The organism is Candidatus Proelusimicrobium volucris (assembly GCF_959605025.1).
GTDB lineage: Bacteria > Elusimicrobiota > Elusimicrobia > Elusimicrobiales > Elusimicrobiaceae > Proelusimicrobium > Proelusimicrobium volucris.
The window spans coordinates 117,852-136,059 of record NZ_CAUHCY010000003.1 but is presented as its reverse complement, the minus strand read 5'-3'; the positions used below and the strand labels follow the sequence as shown (position 1 = coordinate 136,059).

Annotated in this window: 18 protein-coding genes; 9 read left to right on the top strand and 9 right to left on the bottom strand. The window is 42.8% G+C overall.

Annotated elements, in window-relative coordinates; translation table 11 throughout:
* The gene (locus ACQY3M_RS04095; protein WP_428066214.1) at nucleotides 1-654 is read left to right on the top strand and encodes a tetratricopeptide repeat protein; all 654 of its coding nucleotides are present in this window, start codon (nucleotides 1-3) and stop codon (nucleotides 652-654) included.
* Between the two features lie 124 nt (nucleotides 655-778).
* Nucleotides 779-2,200, top strand: a complete 1,422-nt coding sequence (locus tag ACQY3M_RS04090; RefSeq protein ID WP_428066212.1) for a PTS transporter subunit EIIC — start codon at nucleotides 779-781, stop codon at nucleotides 2,198-2,200.
* A gap of 335 nt (nucleotides 2,201-2,535) precedes the next feature.
* Here ACQY3M_RS04090 and ACQY3M_RS04085 read toward each other — a convergent pair whose 3' ends face one another.
* On the bottom strand, nucleotides 2,536-3,084 hold the full coding sequence (locus tag ACQY3M_RS04085) for an epoxyqueuosine reductase QueH (protein WP_428066211.1): 549 nt from the start codon (nucleotides 3,082-3,084) through the stop codon (nucleotides 2,536-2,538).
* A gap of 546 nt (nucleotides 3,085-3,630) precedes the next feature.
* On the opposite strand from ACQY3M_RS04085, the gene ACQY3M_RS04080 reads away from it, so the two are divergent.
* The 5 genes from ACQY3M_RS04080 to ACQY3M_RS04060 all read left to right on the top strand — a co-directional run bounded on the left by ACQY3M_RS04080 (nucleotide 3,631) and on the right by ACQY3M_RS04060 (nucleotide 8,993).
* Nucleotides 3,631-4,437 carry a hypothetical protein gene (locus tag ACQY3M_RS04080; protein WP_428066210.1) on the top strand — a complete coding sequence of 269 codons (807 nt, stop codon included), beginning with the start codon at nucleotides 3,631-3,633 and terminating at the stop codon, nucleotides 4,435-4,437.
* Nucleotides 4,438-4,498: 61 nt separating this feature from the next.
* Nucleotides 4,499-5,134, top strand: coding sequence for an OmpA family protein (locus ACQY3M_RS04075; RefSeq protein WP_428066208.1), 636 nt, complete (start codon nucleotides 4,499-4,501; stop codon nucleotides 5,132-5,134).
* 2,046 nt (nucleotides 5,135-7,180) lie between these two features.
* Nucleotides 7,181-7,696, top strand: a complete 516-nt coding sequence (locus ACQY3M_RS04070) for a DUF302 domain-containing protein (RefSeq protein ID WP_428066206.1) — start codon at nucleotides 7,181-7,183, stop codon at nucleotides 7,694-7,696.
* A 323-nt stretch (nucleotides 7,697-8,019) separates the two neighbouring features.
* Nucleotides 8,020-8,436 (top strand): YqaA family protein, encoded by a 417-nt coding sequence (locus ACQY3M_RS04065; RefSeq protein ID WP_428066205.1) that lies wholly within the window; start codon nucleotides 8,020-8,022, stop codon nucleotides 8,434-8,436.
* Entirely contained in the window at nucleotides 8,433-8,993 is a 561-nt protein-coding gene (locus ACQY3M_RS04060) for a sugar O-acetyltransferase (RefSeq protein ID WP_428066203.1), read from the top strand. The genes ACQY3M_RS04065 and ACQY3M_RS04060 overlap by 4 nt, the downstream gene beginning before the upstream one ends.
* Nucleotides 8,994-9,083: 90 nt before the next feature.
* Here ACQY3M_RS04060 and ACQY3M_RS04055 read toward each other — a convergent pair whose 3' ends face one another.
* Nucleotides 9,084-10,043: a bifunctional 4-hydroxy-2-oxoglutarate aldolase/2-dehydro-3-deoxy-phosphogluconate aldolase gene (locus ACQY3M_RS04055; protein WP_428066201.1), complete on the bottom strand. Its 960-nt coding sequence runs from the start codon at nucleotides 10,041-10,043 to the stop codon at nucleotides 9,084-9,086.
* A gap of 133 nt (nucleotides 10,044-10,176) precedes the next feature.
* On the opposite strand from ACQY3M_RS04055, the gene ACQY3M_RS04050 reads away from it, so the two are divergent.
* Nucleotides 10,177-11,001 carry a P-loop NTPase gene (locus tag ACQY3M_RS04050; RefSeq protein WP_428066200.1) on the top strand — a complete coding sequence of 275 codons (825 nt, stop codon included), beginning with the start codon at nucleotides 10,177-10,179 and terminating at the stop codon, nucleotides 10,999-11,001.
* Nucleotides 11,002-11,003: 2 nt separating this feature from the next.
* Complete coding sequence (gene sixA / locus ACQY3M_RS04045) at nucleotides 11,004-11,432, top strand: phosphohistidine phosphatase SixA (RefSeq protein WP_428066198.1); 429 nt, start codon at nucleotides 11,004-11,006, stop codon at nucleotides 11,430-11,432.
* Between the two features lie 51 nt (nucleotides 11,433-11,483).
* On the opposite strand, the gene ACQY3M_RS04040 is transcribed toward sixA, so the two are convergent.
* The 7 genes from ACQY3M_RS04040 to ACQY3M_RS04010 are packed head-to-tail and all read right to left on the bottom strand — an operon-like array spanning nucleotide 11,484 to nucleotide 18,081.
* Nucleotides 11,484-12,596, bottom strand: coding sequence for an ABC transporter permease (locus ACQY3M_RS04040; protein ID WP_428066197.1), 1,113 nt, complete (start codon nucleotides 12,594-12,596; stop codon nucleotides 11,484-11,486).
* Nucleotides 12,597-13,745 (bottom strand): ABC transporter permease, encoded by a 1,149-nt coding sequence (locus tag ACQY3M_RS04035; RefSeq protein ID WP_428066195.1) that lies wholly within the window; start codon nucleotides 13,743-13,745, stop codon nucleotides 12,597-12,599. It abuts the gene before it with no gap.
* A complete protein-coding gene (locus tag ACQY3M_RS04030) occupies nucleotides 13,742-14,671 on the bottom strand; it encodes an ABC transporter ATP-binding protein (protein ID WP_428066193.1) in 930 nt (309 codons plus the stop codon). Before ACQY3M_RS04030 ends, ACQY3M_RS04035 begins: the two co-directional genes overlap by 4 nt.
* Nucleotides 14,661-15,383, bottom strand: a complete 723-nt coding sequence (locus tag ACQY3M_RS04025; protein WP_428066191.1) for an ABC transporter ATP-binding protein — start codon at nucleotides 15,381-15,383, stop codon at nucleotides 14,661-14,663. Before ACQY3M_RS04025 ends, ACQY3M_RS04030 begins: the two co-directional genes overlap by 11 nt.
* A gap of 9 nt (nucleotides 15,384-15,392) precedes the next feature.
* Nucleotides 15,393-16,112, bottom strand: coding sequence for an efflux RND transporter periplasmic adaptor subunit (locus ACQY3M_RS04020; RefSeq protein ID WP_428066189.1), 720 nt, complete (start codon nucleotides 16,110-16,112; stop codon nucleotides 15,393-15,395).
* Nucleotides 16,109-17,452: a TolC family protein gene (locus ACQY3M_RS04015; protein WP_428066188.1), complete on the bottom strand. Its 1,344-nt coding sequence runs from the start codon at nucleotides 17,450-17,452 to the stop codon at nucleotides 16,109-16,111. Before ACQY3M_RS04015 ends, ACQY3M_RS04020 begins: the two co-directional genes overlap by 4 nt.
* On the bottom strand, nucleotides 17,449-18,081 hold the full coding sequence (locus tag ACQY3M_RS04010) for a TetR/AcrR family transcriptional regulator (RefSeq protein ID WP_428066186.1): 633 nt from the start codon (nucleotides 18,079-18,081) through the stop codon (nucleotides 17,449-17,451). Before ACQY3M_RS04010 ends, ACQY3M_RS04015 begins: the two co-directional genes overlap by 4 nt.
* Between the last annotated feature and the right edge of the window lie 127 nt (nucleotides 18,082-18,208).

Below are 18,208 nucleotides of genomic sequence, written 5' to 3'. Positions count from 1 at the left end.
ATGAAAAACAACAACAATCAGCAAAAGATAAACGAAAAAGGAATTATCGATGTATTGGAGCAGAAAATCAAACTCTATAAAAAACAAATTTTGATAATGGTTGGCATAGTACTCCTGGCTATCGCCGCGGGCGCGCTTACGGCCCATCTTAAAAATCAAGCTTATCAAAAACAATGGGGGGATTTATTCTTGGCGGAATTGCCTTTGGCCTTACAGACCGAAGAAGAAAATACAGACTTCTCCGAATTGGAAATTTACGCCGCCGCCAATGAGGAAAAACCCGCCGGCGCCTATGCCGCTTTGACGCTGGGCAACGCTTATTATCAAAATAAGAATTACGAAAAGGCGGAACTCTATTTTAAGCAGGCTTTAAAAAACGGCAACAAAGAATTACAGGCATTGGCGGAAAGCTCTTTGATAGCGGCCTATATCGCGCAAAATATGTACGATAAAGCAATAGAGCAGGCAAACGCTTTTGAGGCCAAATACCCCAATCACTTTATTTTGGCGCAAGTAAAAACACACAAGGCTTTAGCGACGGAATTATCAGGCAAACCGCAGGAGGCTAAAGCGATGTATCTTGAAATCGCGGAACAATATCCTTCAAGCTACAGCTCCTCTTTGGCGAAACTTCAAGCCGACAAAATAAAATAAATTTATATTTTTGCAAAGAAGCCCGCGTCCCCAAAAGATGCGGGCTTCTTTAATAAAAGTTAGGGCTTTGCCGAAAAAACTATTCAAAAAATACCGCATATAGGCAATAGTAAAAGGATAAAATATGGAAAATAAAATACAGACGCTTTACATAAAAATAATCCAATCCGCCGGCGGCGCGGACAACATAACATCTCTAGGCAGCTGTATGACAAGACTGCGCTTTACTCTTAATAACGAAGACGTTATCTCTCCTGAAAATTTTAAGAAAATACCCGGCGTAATGGGATACCTAAAGAACGGACGCCAACATCAGCTAATCTTAGGCCCCGGCATATGCGGTGAACTTGCAGACTATATACACTCAAAGCACAAAATAGCTCCGCTTAATTTAGATGGAACAAATAATCAAAGCGCAGAAAAACAAGCAAATAGCTCCGTACCAAATACAGCCGCCGAGCAAATAGGAAAAAACAAAGAGGTAAAAGCCGAAATAAAAAAGAAATATTCCAGCGTTTTAAGCAAAATATGCTCCAAAATAGGCAATATTTTTCTGCCGCTGATACCCGCCTATATCGCCTGCGGCCTGATACTTGGCGTAAATAATATTTTATCTAAAGTATTACCGGCGGATTATTCAAACATAAACGCTTTGCTTTCCGTATTCGGCAATGGTATATTCTTTTATTTAAGCGCGATAGTAGGATATAACGCCAACAAAGAATTTGGCGGCACGCCCGCATTGGGCGTGGTATTCGCGGGGATACTAAATATCCCGTCACTGAGCGAGGTAAGTTTATTCGGAATGCAGCTTTCCGCGGGCAAGGGGGGGATAATAGCCGTATTGGCGGTATGTTATTTCGGAAGTATGTTTGAAAAATTCATAAAAAAACGCTTTAAGGGCAGTACGGATATGTTCCTAACTCCTACATTCACCGTCCTTGTAATAGGATTTTTATCGCTTATAGCGATACAGCCCGCGGCTGGCTATCTATCCGATAAATTGGCGCTGTTCACGCAAAAGGCCATAGATCACGGCGGAGTATTCACGGGCTTTATCTTGGCGGGCGGATTTCTGCCGGTGGTAATGCTGGGGATACATCAAAGCCTAATACCTTTATACCAACAGCTGATCGACACTTTGGGCAATAACCCGCTATTTCCAATATTGTGCATGGCGGGGGCGGGGCAAGTCGGCGCGAGTATAGCGGTGCTGGCAAAAACTAAAAACAGCCGTCTGAAACAAATAATAAAAAACGCTTTGCCCGTCGGGATATTAGGTATAGGCGAACCGCTGATATACGGCGTTACCTTGCCTTTATTCAAACCGTTCATAACCGCCTGCATAGGCGCGGCGTTCGGCGGAGCGGTAATATCAGCGCTGCACGCTACGGCTGCTATACCCTTTGGAGTATCGGGCGTTGTACTTTTATTGGCTATGAGCGATTGGCACAGTACGATATTCTATTTTATAGGCTTATTAACCGCCGCGGCGGCGGGCTTTATCGCCACGTGGCTGGTAGGTTTTGAAGATCCGACGGAATAAAGGGAAAAACACCTCTGCGGCGGTATAAAAAACTATTTTTTAGGGCAATACTCTCTCGCAAATAATTTTTTAGCCTTTACTATGGGGAAAAAAGGCCTATTTGCTTGTGTTATTTGCCGCTTAAAAGACTATATTTGAAACTTTTTACCACAATATAAACCTGACCGGATACAAATTTTTTCCATCAAAACGCATATCCGACACGCCCAACGTATAGGGAAAGATATACCCCTTATATTTATCGACAATCAATACAAAGCCCTTACTGTGTAGGGGAAAAACTTTATTTAACGGAGGAAAAAGCACGGAAGAATTTCCTTAAGCGAAAATTTATACTACTCAATGTCTTTGCTTCTTTTGGAATAGGGGCAACCGCAATAATTCTGATTGTACAAAGTCAATTCTTTATTGACGGCGCGGCGCAACTCCTCAAGCCCGCCCTTGCGCCAATTGAAAGTATCGTAAGGTATTCCTTCAAGCTCGCCCGCCATAAGCCCGGCCTTATTTACCTGGTCCATATCCTTATGTCTGGAAACGCCCAAAACGGAACTGAAAGTATCAAAGCCGTTATGCTTGGCAAATACCGCCGCACGACGCAGCCTCATCAAAAAACATCTAAAGCAGCGTTCGCCGCGTTCAGCGTCTTTCTCGCAGCCTTTTATCGCTTCCGCCCAGAGAGCAGGTTGATATTCCAAATCATAAAAAGGCACTTTAAAAACATCGCACAACCTTTTATTCTCGGCTAGACGTTTTTTATATTCATCTTCCGGCGCAATATTCGGATTATAAAAGAGTACGGCAAAATCCCTGCCCTCCCGTGAGAGTTTCTTTATTACGCCACAGCTGCACGGCGCACAGCAGGAAAGCAATAACATCTTTGCCATATAATTATTATAGCAAACCAAAATTAAAAAATCCCGTTTTTAGTATACCCAAATATATTCCAAAATCATAAAATCCAAATCTAAGCATTTTTTAATTTTGCGACATATTTTAAACTTATGAGAAAATATCGGTTCCACAATTAAACAAAAAACTAAATATTGCAAACATTTTATTATTCCACAATATTATAAAAAACTGTACATTTTTGTAAAAAAAGAAAGGGAAAAACTACTGTTTTTATTTACATTTCGACCATAGATTATAACAAAAATATTATATATTTTAATATCTAAAAAATGATTCATTCTTTACAAAAAGAGAGGTTGCTTTTTATTTTTCCAGCATAAATTCCGGTTTCCTGGTGACTATGACATATAATCAAGGGGGATAATCTTGCAAATTCTCGTCTGAGAAATAGGCTTATAAACAGTTTGTGACATATAAAAACATAGTAAAAACATATATTGACATATAATCCAATTATTGCTATTATATGTCAAAAGCTGTTAATAACACCGTTGGATAACTCTATCGGAGGTTGCCTTATGCCTGAAAGCGAAGAGAATATCTTTAAATTAAGATTAAAGCTGAAAAGTGGAGAGGAATTTGAAGCGGAAGGGGATCTTTCCTTTATCGAAAAACAAAAAGAAGAGTTTTTAAAACTTGCAAATATTGACTCAAAATCGACTTCCGAAGCGGGAAATTATTATGAACAAAAAATAATTCCAACGGATTTTAGGCATTCCGTCACAATCTCAAGAAGTGAGCAGGAAAAAGCTGAAGACATCAACGGCAAAACGAGTTTTTTGGATAGTGGGGAAAGAAAAGTCTACACCCCCAAAACTGATATATGGGGTTCTCCCAAAATCCCCGTTCCGCAAACTTACAGAAGTACCGAAGAAACTTTATCCGACAAGTACAATCCAGAATACTTTGGCAAAAGTCCATCGCCTAGAGGTGAAATTCGCAAAAGAACTGTCGGAAAGGTGCCGCCTCCAATCCCCAGACCGGAAAGTTCCGTATGGGATAGAATAGCCTACTGCGAACAGGAACATATTATTATAAGACGAAAAGACAAAAGCTTAAACGCCGCCTTGGCCGCACTGATAATACTTGGCAGCGCCAAAATGCTGAGGAACTCATCTAAAATGAGCGCTCTTGAACTTTCTAAATCCATGAAGCTATCCGGCTATCTTAAAGAGAACGAACGCCTGGACAGAGTTCTATCTGCGGAAATAAAAGAAGGAACCATTGTTTACGAGGGGAGCAAACGGAACAGAGATTATATAATAACGCAAAGCGGTACGGCCAAGGCATATACTGCGGCGGAGAGGATCCTTATTAACGGATAAAAATCGGATAAAATTTGTATAATAACATCTGTAAAACTTTAGACAAGGAAGGTAAAAGCTAATGAAAAAAGGTTTACTTACAGCAGTATTGTGCGCTTTAGTATTAAGCGCCTGCACCACGCCCGGCAAAAGAACGGCGATAGGTGCCGGGGCCGGCGCCGCGACTGGCGCAATAGCCGGAGCGGTAATCGCCCATAACACAGGCGGCAAGGCCGAAAGCGGAGCTATTTACGGAGCTTTGGCAGGCGCGGCTTTAGGAGGGGGAATCGGCAACTATTTGGATAAACAAGCCAAAGAACTAGCAGCGATAGCCGATGTAACTCGCGCCGAAGACGGCAGTATTATCGTAACCTTAAAGAACGAAATTCTTTTCGATACCGACAGCGCCGTCTTGTCCTACGAGGCGGGGAATACTTTAATGGACCTTAACAAAGTTCTCAAGAAATATCCCGCCAATATTATAGTAGTAGAAGGCTACACAGATTCCACCGGTACGGTAGCTTATAACAAAACTCTCTCGGAAAAACGCGCTAAAGCCGTTTATGATTTCATCTTGAATAACGGCCTTAAGACAAGCTCCATAAGCTATGTCGGCTATGGCGTACAAAACCCCGTAGCCAGCAACGCTACCGCCGAGGGCAGAGCCAAAAACCGCCGTGTGGAACTTAACATAACGGCCAATAAAGACTTAATATAAAAGTTTTTACCTAAAAAATCCCCGCTCTTAAAAGCGGGGATTTTTTTATTTGACTAAGGGCTAATATAATTTAAACACCTCTAAAACAAACCCTGTCCCTCTCTAGTAAAATCAAAGCGGCAGAAGAATTTTAAGTAACTAGAAAATATCTTCGAAGGGAAAGGAAAACGAGTCATTATCAGAAAAGTATTTCCAAGCAGATAAATATTTTCTATAAAAAACTTTCTCCTGGCAAGTGGGGGAAAAAGCGATTTCCAAATGCAATAGGCGGATTTTTAAACATCAAAAGGTATTTAATTTTATACAAAACTTTTAAGACCTCCAAAGAAACGCCATCATTTACGCCTATTTATACAATAAAAAGGAGGCCGGAAACAACGGGACATATACCTTTTGCAAAATAGTTTTGCCAAGGGTAAGAAACCACCTCTTAAACTTCTAAAAAACCTCTTTTAATACAAATAAAAGTAAAAGAGGGGAAATCCCTCTTTAAAAAGAATACGGGTAAAATATCAAAGGATTTTCAAAAGAGTATTTTTGAACGAATGGGGGATTGCCCCTTGCAACAATTCTAACAAATAGCAAAGTTCTCATCACTAAAAAATAAAATAGAAAATAAAACAATATGTTTTAGATACATTTTAGTTCCAATAATTATATAAACAAGTATCAATAATGATTTTAAACTGAGCATAAAAAATAAAAAATCAAATAAAAAAAGCTTCTAATCCCCCTTTTTAAAAAGATATATATAAATATATTGTAGAATAAAAACAATTCTATAATTTTAAAGGATAAATATAATAAGAAGCAGAAAAACGTTAAATTTCAAGTCCGAATCAAGTGAGTATAAAAAAGATTGATATTTAGTAAAAAGGGGGATTTATAAGGCAGGTATTTTTAGCATTATTTTACTTGTGATAATTTTTATTATGTTAATTAAAATAAGTTTGTTTTAGAGCTTTTTATTAGTTATAATTATTATTAATAAAATTTGAATTTATTTGGTTTTATCTATATTTTTTATTATGTTTTAATAAAAAATATAGATTTTTAAAATTAAATCCAATGCTATTTGCAAAATCAATCTTAATAAAGCGGAGTTATTCCTTTTTTTAATATTCCTTATTTGATTATTTGAGTGTCTTTTTTTAAAACAAAAATAACAAAAAATAATGCTCATTTTCGCGTTTTTTTACTTTTTTACTTTTCCATTTCTCCCCTTATTTTTTTGTTTTAATTCATAGATTATTCAATTATTATGGAACTAAAATATGCTTATAATTATCTTTTACGCAAACAATATGCCGTTTTAAGCATTTAAGGGTACTGATATATCTCAAAACTTTAAAAAACGCAATATAGCGCAAATTTGGGGATTTAAGCCATTTTAGGAACTATTTTTATTCTATAACTATATTTTTTATTTATAATACTTTTAATACCATTGACAAGTTAGCTAATAAAAAGGGGAAGTAAATCTATCCCCAAAATACTTAAAAGCGGCTGTAAGCCACATCTCTATTAGCATAGATACAGCTAAAACAAACGGATATTCTATGAAACAGGAAAGTTATTTAGTATTGTGTTTTCTGTTAAGAACTTTGAGACTAATCCATAAAAATGATTGGAAATGGGGATAAACTATGTCTAAAGTAAAAAAGGATTAAGACCAAAATAATAATTTTCATTAGGGGTTTATTTACAAATATTTCTTCTTCAGAGGGGGATAGGTATTTCCGTAAAATATTTTTCTTTCAGCAATTTACGAGAAAGAAAGCATCTTCCCCCTTAATGCGGTGGGAATTTTCCCCTATTCTATGATAAACCTTTTCCCCTTTCATGCCGTTGCCCCTAATTTCACGAAATTGTTTATTCAATAGACGAGATCCCCCCATTTTTGATTATTATATGGAAAAGATTTTTAAGGATTATTCTCGTATTCCCGCATAAAATATCGCCAGAGTACATCTGAGTATTGCAAAAACGTCCAAACCATTATATTCTTAAATAGGAGTATAAAACATAATAAGCAGGAGCAGCACAATGTCCAACAAAACTTATATTCTGATAATAATCCTTCTTACCGCCGGCATATTTGCCTATATCAGTTGGAGCGAAAGCAGAAATATCAGAGGCCACCAGGAATTGGAAAGCGTAACAGCAACCTATAATACCCCCCAGACTGTGCAAAGAATCAAAAATATTTTAGAGGAAAAAGAAATTCCGCTGATGGCGGAAATAGATTATGCCGCCGCGGCGCGAGGTTCCACAAGGGAAATACGCCCAAGCGTACTGCTTATCTTCGGGAAAGAGGCTGATAACTCTTATCTCATATCAAAAAAACCTGAAATAGCGGCCGCGCTGCCCCTAAAAATTCTTGTTTGGGAGGGGGATGACAGCATTACAAGAATAAGTTTTGTAAAAACAGCCCTGACGGCACAGCGCTATAAAATGCAGGGCGAACCGATGTTCGATGATTTAGATTCTTTGCTTAACGACATAGCGGCGCAGGCTTCCGCTAAAGAAGAAGCCAACAATATAAATGTCATAACCGAATAACAGGATATAACAAAAACCCCCGCCTACTCCCAATAGGCGGGGTTTCTATTGCAAAAGCCGAGGAAATACACACTAAGACTTCAATTTTCCCCCAATAAATTCCCCTCCCTCTCAAGAATAACTTGCTTGGCGGATTAACAAAGCCCTATTTCACTTTAGGGTTACCCAGATTTTTTAAATACCTTAAGAGGGTTCTATATCTCCACAAGTCGGATTGACCATATATTTCTATTGAGCGCGGAGAAAGGCTATATCCATTATCAGGAAATTAGCAAAAGCACAAAATTCTCTTGGAGTTAAATACAAAATGATAATATTTAACTATGTTTTACGCTTTAACGGCTTTGCTTATTTCCGGGTTTCTATCCTCCACGATACTGCCAGGCACCTCCGAGGCGGGCTTTATTTTGTTTATCAAAAACTATCCGCAAGAAGCAGCCTTGGCTTTGATTTTGCTTAGCGCGGCAAATACTTTGGGGAGTTTGACCTCTTTTCTTTTGGCCTGGTTTATACCTAAGAAGAATTTCCCGGAAAAGACGGAACGACTATTGTTAAAATACGGCACGCCGATTTTGTTTTTTTCTTTCCTTCCGTTTATAGGGGACGCATTTCCCTTGGCGGCAGGCTGGCTGAAATTGCCCCCTTTAAAATGCGCTTTTTTTATCGGCGCGGGAAAATTTATCAGATATTTTATACTTATGATAAGTTTCTTTAAAGTTTATAATATAATATCTTCATGACGGAAAAAGAGAAAATGATTTCGGGGCTGGATTATCTGGCCTGCGACAAACAACTAAAAGCGGAGCGCATAAAGGCCAAAAATTTATGTTTGGCATATAATGCCCTGCCCGCGGAGGATTTCAAAAGCAAAGAGGCCCTCCTCCGCCGACTATTTGGCAAAATAGCCGGGAACGTAATAATAGAGCCCAATTTTTTCTGCGATTACGGATACAATATTGAATTTACCGATAATGCCTACATAAACCATAACTGCGTCATTTTGGACTGCGCAAAAGTTACCATAGGCGCAAATGTTATGATAGGCCCTAACTGCGGTATATATACCGCCACCCATCCCATAGAAGCCAAAGCCAGGATTTCCGCGCTGGAAAGCGCAAAACCTATATTGATAGAAGATAATGTCTGGCTCGGCGGAAACGTTACAATATTGCCCGGCGTAAGAATAGGCAGAAACAGCGTAATAGGCGCTGGGGCCGTAGTCAACAGGGATGTCCCCGCAAATTCTTTGGCAGTGGGGAACCCTTGTAAAATAATCAGAAAAATAAATAACGATTAGCTTTCCCCAGCCGTTAAAACCATACCGGAATTTTCCTCTTCAAAAAAGCCCGCCGTTTTAGCGGCGGGCTTTTTAATCGCTGCTATTGTTTTACTTTTGTACTATGTGTACGGCGAAACCGCCTATTTCTTCTTTAAAATATATAACCCTTAAAGAGCCGTCCGGATTATACCCCGCGCTTTCCTCTATAAACGCTACCCCCGCCTTCCTAAAGCGGTAAAGCGCGCGCTCCATATTGTTCACGCCGATGGCGATATGGCCGTGGCGGCCGTAGAAGGGCTTTTTCATTACTTCTACAAAGGTATCGTTAAAGTAAGCGCCGCCGAAGTCTTGCTTCTTGAAGCCGAAAAGTTTTTCAAATGCGTCGGCCGTGGCGTTAGATTCCTTTTCGTCCGCGCTGTTTATCCCGACATGCTTTAAAAAGAAGCCCAGCATTTTCGACACGTTTGCGCGCGCCAGAGCTTCCATCTGGGCAAAATCCCCCTCTTTAACCGCTTTAGCGGGCATAAGCCAAGGCGCGCAAAAACCTATAACTTTTTCATAATCGGCATATTTGACAAAATCTTCTTCCGATACTCCCCCCAAGAGGAATTTTACTTCGGGATAAGCCTCGCCCAAAGTCTTTAGAGCGGACAATCCGCCCGCTTGCTCCGCGGGAAAGAATTTTACCGTCGTCAGCCCCTCCTGCAAGGCGGCCTCGATTTCGCCCGCCGTAGAGCACGAGGGAATAAACGGAATATCATTTTCAAGGCAATAACGGCCAAGTTCGCCTTCCCCGTCAAAACCGGTAAAGAACTTTGCGCCGGCCGATACCGCCCGTTTTAAGGCCTCGACATCTTTTACCCCCCTTACGCCTATAATAAAATCAGGCAGTTTGGAAGTTATCGCTTTTATATGAGGCTCCGCATCGGGCGAAAACCCAATTTCAGCACACGGCAGAGAAGCGCGGCTCAAAGCTTCGGCCAAAGAAACGGGGTCTAAATTTTCTTTCAAATCAAACTGCGGCAAAAGGCCGATTTTGTTTATCTCGGCGAAGATATCGTTTTTCATTAGGCAAATCTCCTTATTAAAGCAGTATGTAAAACACAGAAAAATTAGAAATTACAGAAGTATTTTACAACTTTTCTTTGCCTTCTTAAATGCTATAATTTAACTGAAATCAAACCTTTGGGGGTCCTTTTATATGAGCCAGAACTGCAATCACGATTGTTCCTCCTGTTCGCAAAATTGCGATCAACGCACGGAACTTGAAAAATTTAAGCAGCACGCCAAGAGCAACATAAAACACGTAATAGGTGTACTCAGCGGCAAGGGCGGCGTAGGCAAGAGCCTGGTAAGCGGGCTTATGGCCTGCGCTTTGGCTAAAAAAGGGTTTAAATGCGGCGTTTTGGACGCAGATATTACGGGCCCTTCCATACCGAAGATTTTCGGCATAAAAGAGAAGGCGCAAGCCTCGCCCGAAGGCGACGGCATTATGCCCGTAACGGCCAAAAATGGGGTAAAGGTAATGTCGCTTAACCTGCTTTTGGAAAAGGAAAACGACCCCGTAATATGGCGCGGCGCTTTAATAACTTCCGCCGTAAGGCAGTTTTGGACCGATGTAATCTGGGGCGATATAGACTATCTGTTTATCGATATGCCGCCCGGTACCGGCGATGTTACGATGACGGTGTTCCAGTCTTTGCCGATAGAGGGCATAATTATAGTAACATCACCGCAGGAGCTTGTCGGAATGATAGTGGATAAAGCTGTAAAAATGGCGGAAAAGATGGACGTAAAAGTACTCGGTTTGGTGGAAAATATGAGCTACCTCAAATGCCCCGACTGCGGCAAAGAGATAAATATCTTCGGCGAGAGCCGCCTGTACAAAACGGCGGGCGAATTTAATATCAGCCCCGCTGTCAAACTGCCGATGGATCCAGCGATAGCCAAAGCCTGCGACGAAGGTGACGTATCTTCCTTGGAGTTATCCGCGCTGGAACCTCTTATCAACAAAATAGGCGCCTGATTATGAACAAAAAAATATTGGTTTTAATGCGGCACTCAAAGGCTTTGGATATGTACGAAAGCGGAGCGAAAAATGATTTTGAGCGTCCGCTCTCGCCGGCGGGAATAGCAAAAGCAAAAGAGCAAGCGAAAAATCTTAAAGAGACTTTGGGCAATGTCGATATTATAGCCGCAAGCCCGCTTTTAAGGGCAATGCAGACGGCGGAAATAGTAGCCGCGGAATTTAACGCCGCAGACAAAATAAAGCCCTTCCCCGAACTGGCCGACAGTATGGACGTAAACGGATACGGGGAAATCATCAAGGACTTAAGCGCCAAACATTCAAAAGTGATACTGATTGGCCATAACCCCGCCATAAGCGCTTTGGCCAGGGAGTTATGCGGCGATTACGTTTCTTTAAGCGCGGGCGATTATAAGATTATGGAATCTTAGAGAAAAACAGACAAAAAAAGGCCCCCGCTTAACGGGGGCCTTTTTTACGCTCTAATTCAGTTTAGACTTAAAGTTTTTATAAGCCGCCGCGCCCGTAATCAAACAGATAATCGCCAAAACCGCACAGTACTGCCAAAAGAAATTTAAATCCCCGCCCTTGAGCATTATGCTTCTAAAATTCACTACGGAATACATCATCGGGTTTAAATAGCACAGCCAGCGGAAAGTTCCCGGTATATTCGCCACGGGGAAAAACACGCCCGAAAGCAATATCGCGGGCATCAGAAACAGTACGCTGCCCATCATAGCCTGCTGCTGAGTCTTGGCGAGAGTGGAAAGCAAAGTCGCTATCGACAAAGCCGATATTATCAGCAAAGAGCCCGTCATCAAAATCTGCCAAAATGAACCCCTGAACGGCACTCCAAAGAAAATTATCCCTATAAAGAATATGGCGCATATTATCACTATGCCTATTATAAAATAGGGCAAAGTCTTGCCCAAAAGGATTTCGGCCGCGCTTGCGGGCGAGGCTATCAGCTTTTCCATAGTACCCGTTTCCTTTTCTTTTGTTATCGCCATACTGCATACGACAAGCATTACCAAAAAAGTGGCCATTACCATTAGGGCGGGCACCATAAAGTCGGCAGTATCCATATAGTGGTTGAACATAACCTTATAATCAAGCCCGATAACCCCCACGGAATAATTATTGGCGCCCCTGTCTTCGGCCACGCGCGCTATTATCTGTTTGACATAAGCCTCCACCTGCTGGGCGCGCTGAGCGTTTATCGCGTTGATAAGCAGCTGTATCGGCCCGCCGCGTTCGAGGGCATACTCAAAACCTTCTTTCGGGGCGATGAGTACCGCTTCGGCCTTATTGTCCAAAATAAGAGAGGACGGTTCTTGCGTCTGTGCGCCGTTGACGTCTTTAACTTCTTTGAACCACCCGCTGGCCAAAGCGCGGCGGGTTATTTCCCGCGCTATCGGGCTTGGTTTGGATACCACCAAAAACTCTATATTTTTAACTTCGCTTGTAAGCGCCAGGCCGAACATAATCGTCTGCACTACGGGTATAAAGAATATAGCCACCAGCATTTTGGGGTCGCGCGATATTTGTATAAATTCCTTTTTTATAAACCCGATTAAAGTTCTTATCCTTATCATTTACGGCTCCAAATCCGTCTTGAATTTATTTACGGACAGCAGTATCATACAAACGGCGAATATCGCTATGGCGCAAAGGGCAAAACTTAAAGAACTTATTCCCGCGTCGCTCAAAAATAGATTTCTGCTTATCAGCAGGAACCACCTCTGCGGAAAAATCACCGTAAAGTATCTGAAGAACGCCGGCATATTCTCTATCGGGAAAATAAAACCCGAAAATATAAGCGAAGGCAAAAGCCCCACCGCGAAAGCGAATTGTATCGCGCTTTGCTGCACCCTCGTCACCACCGAGATAAACACCCCCAAAGCCAAAGCGCCCGTTATATATACCGCGCAAGCCAGCATATACAACATAAAACTGCCGACAAACGGTATCTTGAACACCAATATCGCCAAAACGAATACTATCAATATGTCAAAAAAAGTCAGCAGGAAGTAGGGAGCCAATTTGCCCAGCACTATTTCCGCCGGACGCACTGGCGTAGAAAGCAGCAGCTCCATTGAACCGTTTTCCCACTCCTTTGCCACCGTAAGCGCCGTAAGAACTATCGCCAAAAAACCTATTATTATGGTGTTTAAAGCCGGTACGATAAACCAGCGGCTGTTAAGCTCCGGATTGAACAAAAATCTGCTGCGAAGCGCACCCGCCAAGGCTGAAGCGCCCTGCACCCGGGGCGCGGCGTCGGTGTTTTCTTCTGCGTATCGCTCGTTTTGCTTTTGCGCTATGCCCGTCATATAATTTAACATTATCGCCGCGCGGGCATTATCGCTGCCGTCTATCAGAAGCTGCGCCTTGCCTGGGCGGGAACTATCGCCCCGCATAATATTTCGGCCAAAACCCTTATCTATTATCAAAATACCAGCAAAGTCATTGGCGTTTAACGCGGCTTCCGCTTGGCTTTGGCCGTGAAGTCCTTTCAAATCGAAATAGCCCGAAGAAGTTACCTCCTGCAAGAACCGCCTTGAAACGGGGCTTTGGTCATTGTCGCGCACCTTAAGCGGCATATGCTTATAATCCAAGTCTATTATAAACCCGAAAAGCCCCACAAATACCATAGGCAATATAAGCGCGACAGCCAGCGTAAAGGGATCGCGCATTATATGCTTGTATTCTTTTACAGCTATGGAATATACGCACCTGAAATTCATTTCGCGCCCCCGCTCTTTAAGGCTTTTAAAAATACGTCATCCAAAGAAGGCGATGTTTCCTTATAGTAAAATTTCTCTTTGTTTTTATCGGCAAACTTCTTAAAGCTTTCATAATCGTTAGGAAAAACCCTCAAATTCGCGCCGAACACGGCGCTTAGCCCCAAACCAAGCGCGTCAAATTCCGCCTTGACGCCGTTTAAATAATCGGGATCGGACATATAAAGCTCCAGCGGATTGTGAGAGAAAAATTCTTTCTTAAGACCTTCGGGACTGTCACAGGCGATTATGCGCCCCCGTTCCATAAGGACTATCCTGTCGCAGTATTCCGCTTCGTCCATATAATGAGTGGTAACGAATACCGTTTTGCCTTTTTCCGCAAGCCTTTTGATAAGCCGCCAAAAATCGCGCCTAGTTTGTGGCGAAGTACCTGCGGTAGGCTCGTCCAAAAAGACAAGCTGCGGGTCGTGCAGCAAAGTGGCGCAAAGCGCTATCATCTGCTTTACGCCGCCGGAAAGATGTTTCACTATTCCGCTTATGTGCCGTTCTTCCATGCCTATAAAGTCAAAGACTATCCGCGCGCGCTTTTTGATGTCTTCGCGTTTCATATCGTAAAGACTGCCTGCGAAATAAATATTCTCCCGTACGGTCAAGTCGGGATAAAGAGTAAACTTCTGGGACATATACCCTATATTCGGCTTTAAAACCGCCGTTGAGGTGGAAACGTCATGGCCGTCCACCAGCACTTGACCGGAAGTCGGATTCAATATCCCGCAAATGGTGCGGATAGTTGTGGTCTTGCCCGCGCCGTTGGCGCCGAGAAAGCCGAAAATCTCCCCCTTCTTTACGGAAAACGAAATCCCGTCCACCGCTTTGAAGTTCCCGAAACGCACCGTCAAATTTTTTACTTCTATTATGTTATTTGTCATCTTGCAAAAATATATCCGCGAAATTATTTACCTTAAACTTTTCCATAAGTTCACTTGGGCCGCCCGCGGCTAAAAGCCTTCCGTTTTGTAATATATGCACTTTATAACAACGCTGAGCTTCGTCCATATAAGAGGTATTAACTATTACCGTCATATCGCGCCCCGCATACTTATATACCAAATCCCAAAGCTGCTGGCGGCTTACCGGGTCTACGCCGATGGTAGGTTCGTCCAATAAAAGAAGTCCGGGCCGGTTTAAAAGTACGCACATAAGCCCCAGCTTTTTGTACATCCCGCCGGAAAGCTTACCCGCAGGCCTATCCTTAAAATCGGCCATATCCGTCGCGTTGAAAAGCTCTTCGCTCCTGATTTTAAATTCCTTTTCCCCTATCGCGTACAAATCCCTGAAAAACTCCATATGCTCCATACAGCTTAGATCGGGATAGAGGCTGGGTTCCTGCGGGAAATAACCCAAATATTTTTTTGCCTCTTTTATGGATATATCTTTACCTTCTTCTTTATATTTTAAATACCCCTCGTCGGGCGTCAAAAGGCCGGCGGTAAGACGCATAAGAGTGGTCTTGCCCGCGCCGTTGGGGCCGATAACCCCATGTACTTTGCCCGCCTCAAAAATCGTGCTAACCCCGCTTAAGGCCTGCGCGCCACCCATCTTTTTGCCGATATTTTCGGCCCGCACTTCCATAGCTTTCATAACGCCGCCTTAAAAAGAAACTTCCAAGGTCATACCGGGTTTTAAAGTAAGATTTTCGTCATTGACAAAGCGGGTTTTCACGCCGTAGACCAAACGTTCTCTTTCCTTTCTGGTCTGCACGTTTTTGGGAGTGAATTCCGCCTCGTCGTTTATCGTAGAAATTACCCCCTCAAAAGTTTTATCCGCCTCGGGCAGATAACCGATCACTTTCATTCCCACCCTCAAAGAGGCAAGCTTATTGTGCTCCACATAGATCCAAGCGTCTATCTTTGAAAGGTCCGCCACTGTAAACACTTTACGGCCAGCCGGAACAAATTCCCCGGGTTCATAATATTTGTAAAGTATTTTGCCCGCTATCGGGGATTTTATCTCACACCAACTCTTATACAAAGCGGCGTGGTCGTAATTGCTCTTTTTCAAATCGTAATTTTCCTGAGAACCCGCCGTAGTTTTTAACAGGCGCGCGGCGCGTTCGTATTCTTTGCGGGCGATATCCTCTTTTATGCCGATTTCCCCGCAGTCAAAGGCCGCCAGGAGCTGCTCCTTAACGACTTTATCCCCCTCTTCGGCGTAGACTTCCTTAAGGGTATCGCTTATACGGGCAGGCAAATCTATCTCCACCGCTTCCATTACTCCGCTGTAATGGAACGCCCCTTTTCGCAAGAAGAGCAAACTTACTATCACCAATACCAATATAACTAAAACCGAGCCAATTATAATCTTTTTCATTCCGCACCTCTGCCTAAATTATCCATTACCGCCAAACGGTTTAACCGTTCGGTATAAATATCCGTCAAAGCTATTCTGCTCTCAAGCAAAGCCAAATTGGCGTTGTCCACTTCCAAAAAAGTCACGCTGCCCGCCTTATATGCATGATAAGTCAAATCCGCCGTTTTGGCGCTGTCGGATATCATTTCCTTAGTCAGTTTCTCCTGAATAGAAAGACTGCGGAGCAGACTCTTGGAAGAATAAAACATTTGGCTTAATTCCTCAAAAAGGCTGTCTTTATCGTATTTCGCCGCTTGAGCTTGCTTTAAGTTCGCTTCCGCCGCCTTTCTGCTTTTGCCCCCCTCAAACAAAGGCAGTTTAAACGCTACCCCCGCGCGGCCGTTTAATACGCTTTCGTGTATCGGGCCGTTGGGATATTCCATATAAGCGCCCGCACTCAAAGAAAGCGAGGGATACAAAGACGAACGCAAATATTTTGCCAAATTCTCGTAATAACCCGCCATATCGCCAAGGGCCGCCAAGGCAGGCAAGTCATCATCAAAATCATAGCCCCCGACTGATGATAAAGATTTCAAAGTAACTTCCAAATCCTCGGCTTTTACTATCGAGCTTGGCGCATTATCGCCCTTTTCCGCCTTTATACGCCAATCCAAAGGATAGCTTGGGTCTATGCCGTAGCTGTCGCCCGTAAGACTGAAAAGCGCCCGCAAATGCGCCCCCAAAGACCCCCTGGCCGAAGCTATATTTATCTCGGCTTTGATCTTCTGTCTGCGCGCCATATAAACATCGATATTGCTTTTAGCGCCCGCCTCATAAGCGGCCTGTATATCGGCAAGCTGTTTGCGCGCCACTTTTAATTGCTCGTTCATAAAATACATTCTCTGTAAATCCTGCTGAACGGTAAAGTAGGCGCGGCGAACATCTAAAAGCACATTTCGTTTCGCAAGTTCATATTCCTTTTCCTTGGCTTGATAAGCGCTGTAGGCGCTCTTGGAATAATCCTCGCGCCCGCCGTTGTCAAACAAAACATAGCCCAGCGAAGGCCCCGCCGCATAGCCCCAATTGTCGCCGTATTCCGTCGTTAGGGGGCCAAGTTCCAGTTGCGGCACTTGCGATACCCAGCTGCCCTTCGCATCCAAAGACAATGACGGATATAATGACGAGCGGCTGCTTTCATAATTTAAATAAGCCGCTTCCTTGGCCGAAGCCTTGCTCTTTAGTTCGGGCGAAAACGCCAATGCCGATTGTTCGCATAGGCTTAAACTTAGCTCCTTTACCTTGCCCGCGTTTAAAAGCGTAAAACAAAAAAAGAAAAAGATTAATAATGTATATTCCTTCATTTTTCTTCCCCAAATATAGCATCAATCATCATATCTATACGCCTTAGCGCGCCGCGGTCTACCGCCAGACCCAAACCCGACGACTTTATTTTGAATGAGAAATCCACCTTCAACCTAAAAAAAAGGCCAAGCAATATCTGCGGCAATACTATCGACGGCATTAAAAACAAAATCGCGTCGCAAGGATCCCCCCCCTTAAGCTCCCCCCTGGCTTTCGCCCGTTTAAGTTCGCCGTACAGTATTTCCACATGCTTGGTAAAATTGTCCGCTATAAATTTTAAAGTCTTTCTGTTGCCGGAAAGAACGTCCCCGCCAAGCGACGACAGCAGCACCCTGTTCTCTTTTACAAACTCCAGTATCTTTACCAGTACGCCCCTAACATTATCCCGTGGCGCGCCGCTAGGAGATATGCTTATGTTTATCCTTTCCATCATAACGGAATAAATCTTTTTTAATACCGCCCTGTCAAAATTGTCTTTGCTGCCGAAATAATAGTGGAACATTCCCAAATTAACCTTGCTGCGAGCGCATACCTCTCTAACAGTGTATCCGTTCAAGCCCCGCGCCTTGGCCAAAGCGACGCCCGCTTTTAACATCTTTTCGTCATTACCGGAGGGAACTCTGCCCATAAATCCTCCTTTTTTATACGCTTGTATAATAATTATACGGTCGTATAATTATTTTGTCAATATTTTCTCCGAAATCAGAAGAAAAAAATAAAAATCCCCGCTGACGCGAGGATTTTTAATTTTGCAG

Coding starts and splice junctions, on each gene's coding strand:
- ACQY3M_RS04025 (WP_428066191.1), bottom strand. CDS start 15,383: ATGAAAGCTATGGAAGTGCGGGCCGAAAATATCGGCAAAAAGATGGGT.
- ACQY3M_RS04060 (WP_428066203.1), top strand. CDS start 8,433: ATGACGGAAAAAGAGAAAATGATTTCGGGGCTGGATTATCTGGCCTGC.
- ACQY3M_RS04070 (WP_428066206.1), top strand. CDS start 7,181: ATGTCCAACAAAACTTATATTCTGATAATAATCCTTCTTACCGCCGGC.
- ACQY3M_RS04065 (WP_428066205.1), top strand. CDS start 8,020: ATGTTTTACGCTTTAACGGCTTTGCTTATTTCCGGGTTTCTATCCTCC.
- ACQY3M_RS04035 (WP_428066195.1), bottom strand. CDS start 13,745: ATGAATTTCAGGTGCGTATATTCCATAGCTGTAAAAGAATACAAGCAT.
- ACQY3M_RS04050 (WP_428066200.1), top strand. CDS start 10,177: ATGAGCCAGAACTGCAATCACGATTGTTCCTCCTGTTCGCAAAATTGC.
- ACQY3M_RS04095 (WP_428066214.1), top strand. CDS start 1: ATGAAAAACAACAACAATCAGCAAAAGATAAACGAAAAAGGAATTATC.
- ACQY3M_RS04010 (WP_428066186.1), bottom strand. CDS start 18,081: ATGGGCAGAGTTCCCTCCGGTAATGACGAAAAGATGTTAAAAGCGGGC.
- ACQY3M_RS04080 (WP_428066210.1), top strand. CDS start 3,631: ATGCCTGAAAGCGAAGAGAATATCTTTAAATTAAGATTAAAGCTGAAA.
- ACQY3M_RS04030 (WP_428066193.1), bottom strand. CDS start 14,671: ATGACAAATAACATAATAGAAGTAAAAAATTTGACGGTGCGTTTCGGG.
- ACQY3M_RS04055 (WP_428066201.1), bottom strand. CDS start 10,043: ATGAAAAACGATATCTTCGCCGAGATAAACAAAATCGGCCTTTTGCCG.
- ACQY3M_RS04015 (WP_428066188.1), bottom strand. CDS start 17,452: ATGAAGGAATATACATTATTAATCTTTTTCTTTTTTTGTTTTACGCTT.
- ACQY3M_RS04085 (WP_428066211.1), bottom strand. CDS start 3,084: ATGGCAAAGATGTTATTGCTTTCCTGCTGTGCGCCGTGCAGCTGTGGC.
- ACQY3M_RS04040 (WP_428066197.1), bottom strand. CDS start 12,596: ATGATAAGGATAAGAACTTTAATCGGGTTTATAAAAAAGGAATTTATA.
- ACQY3M_RS04020 (WP_428066189.1), bottom strand. CDS start 16,112: ATGAAAAAGATTATAATTGGCTCGGTTTTAGTTATATTGGTATTGGTG.
- ACQY3M_RS04090 (WP_428066212.1), top strand. CDS start 779: ATGGAAAATAAAATACAGACGCTTTACATAAAAATAATCCAATCCGCC.
- ACQY3M_RS04075 (WP_428066208.1), top strand. CDS start 4,499: ATGAAAAAAGGTTTACTTACAGCAGTATTGTGCGCTTTAGTATTAAGC.
- sixA (WP_428066198.1), top strand. CDS start 11,004: ATGAACAAAAAAATATTGGTTTTAATGCGGCACTCAAAGGCTTTGGAT.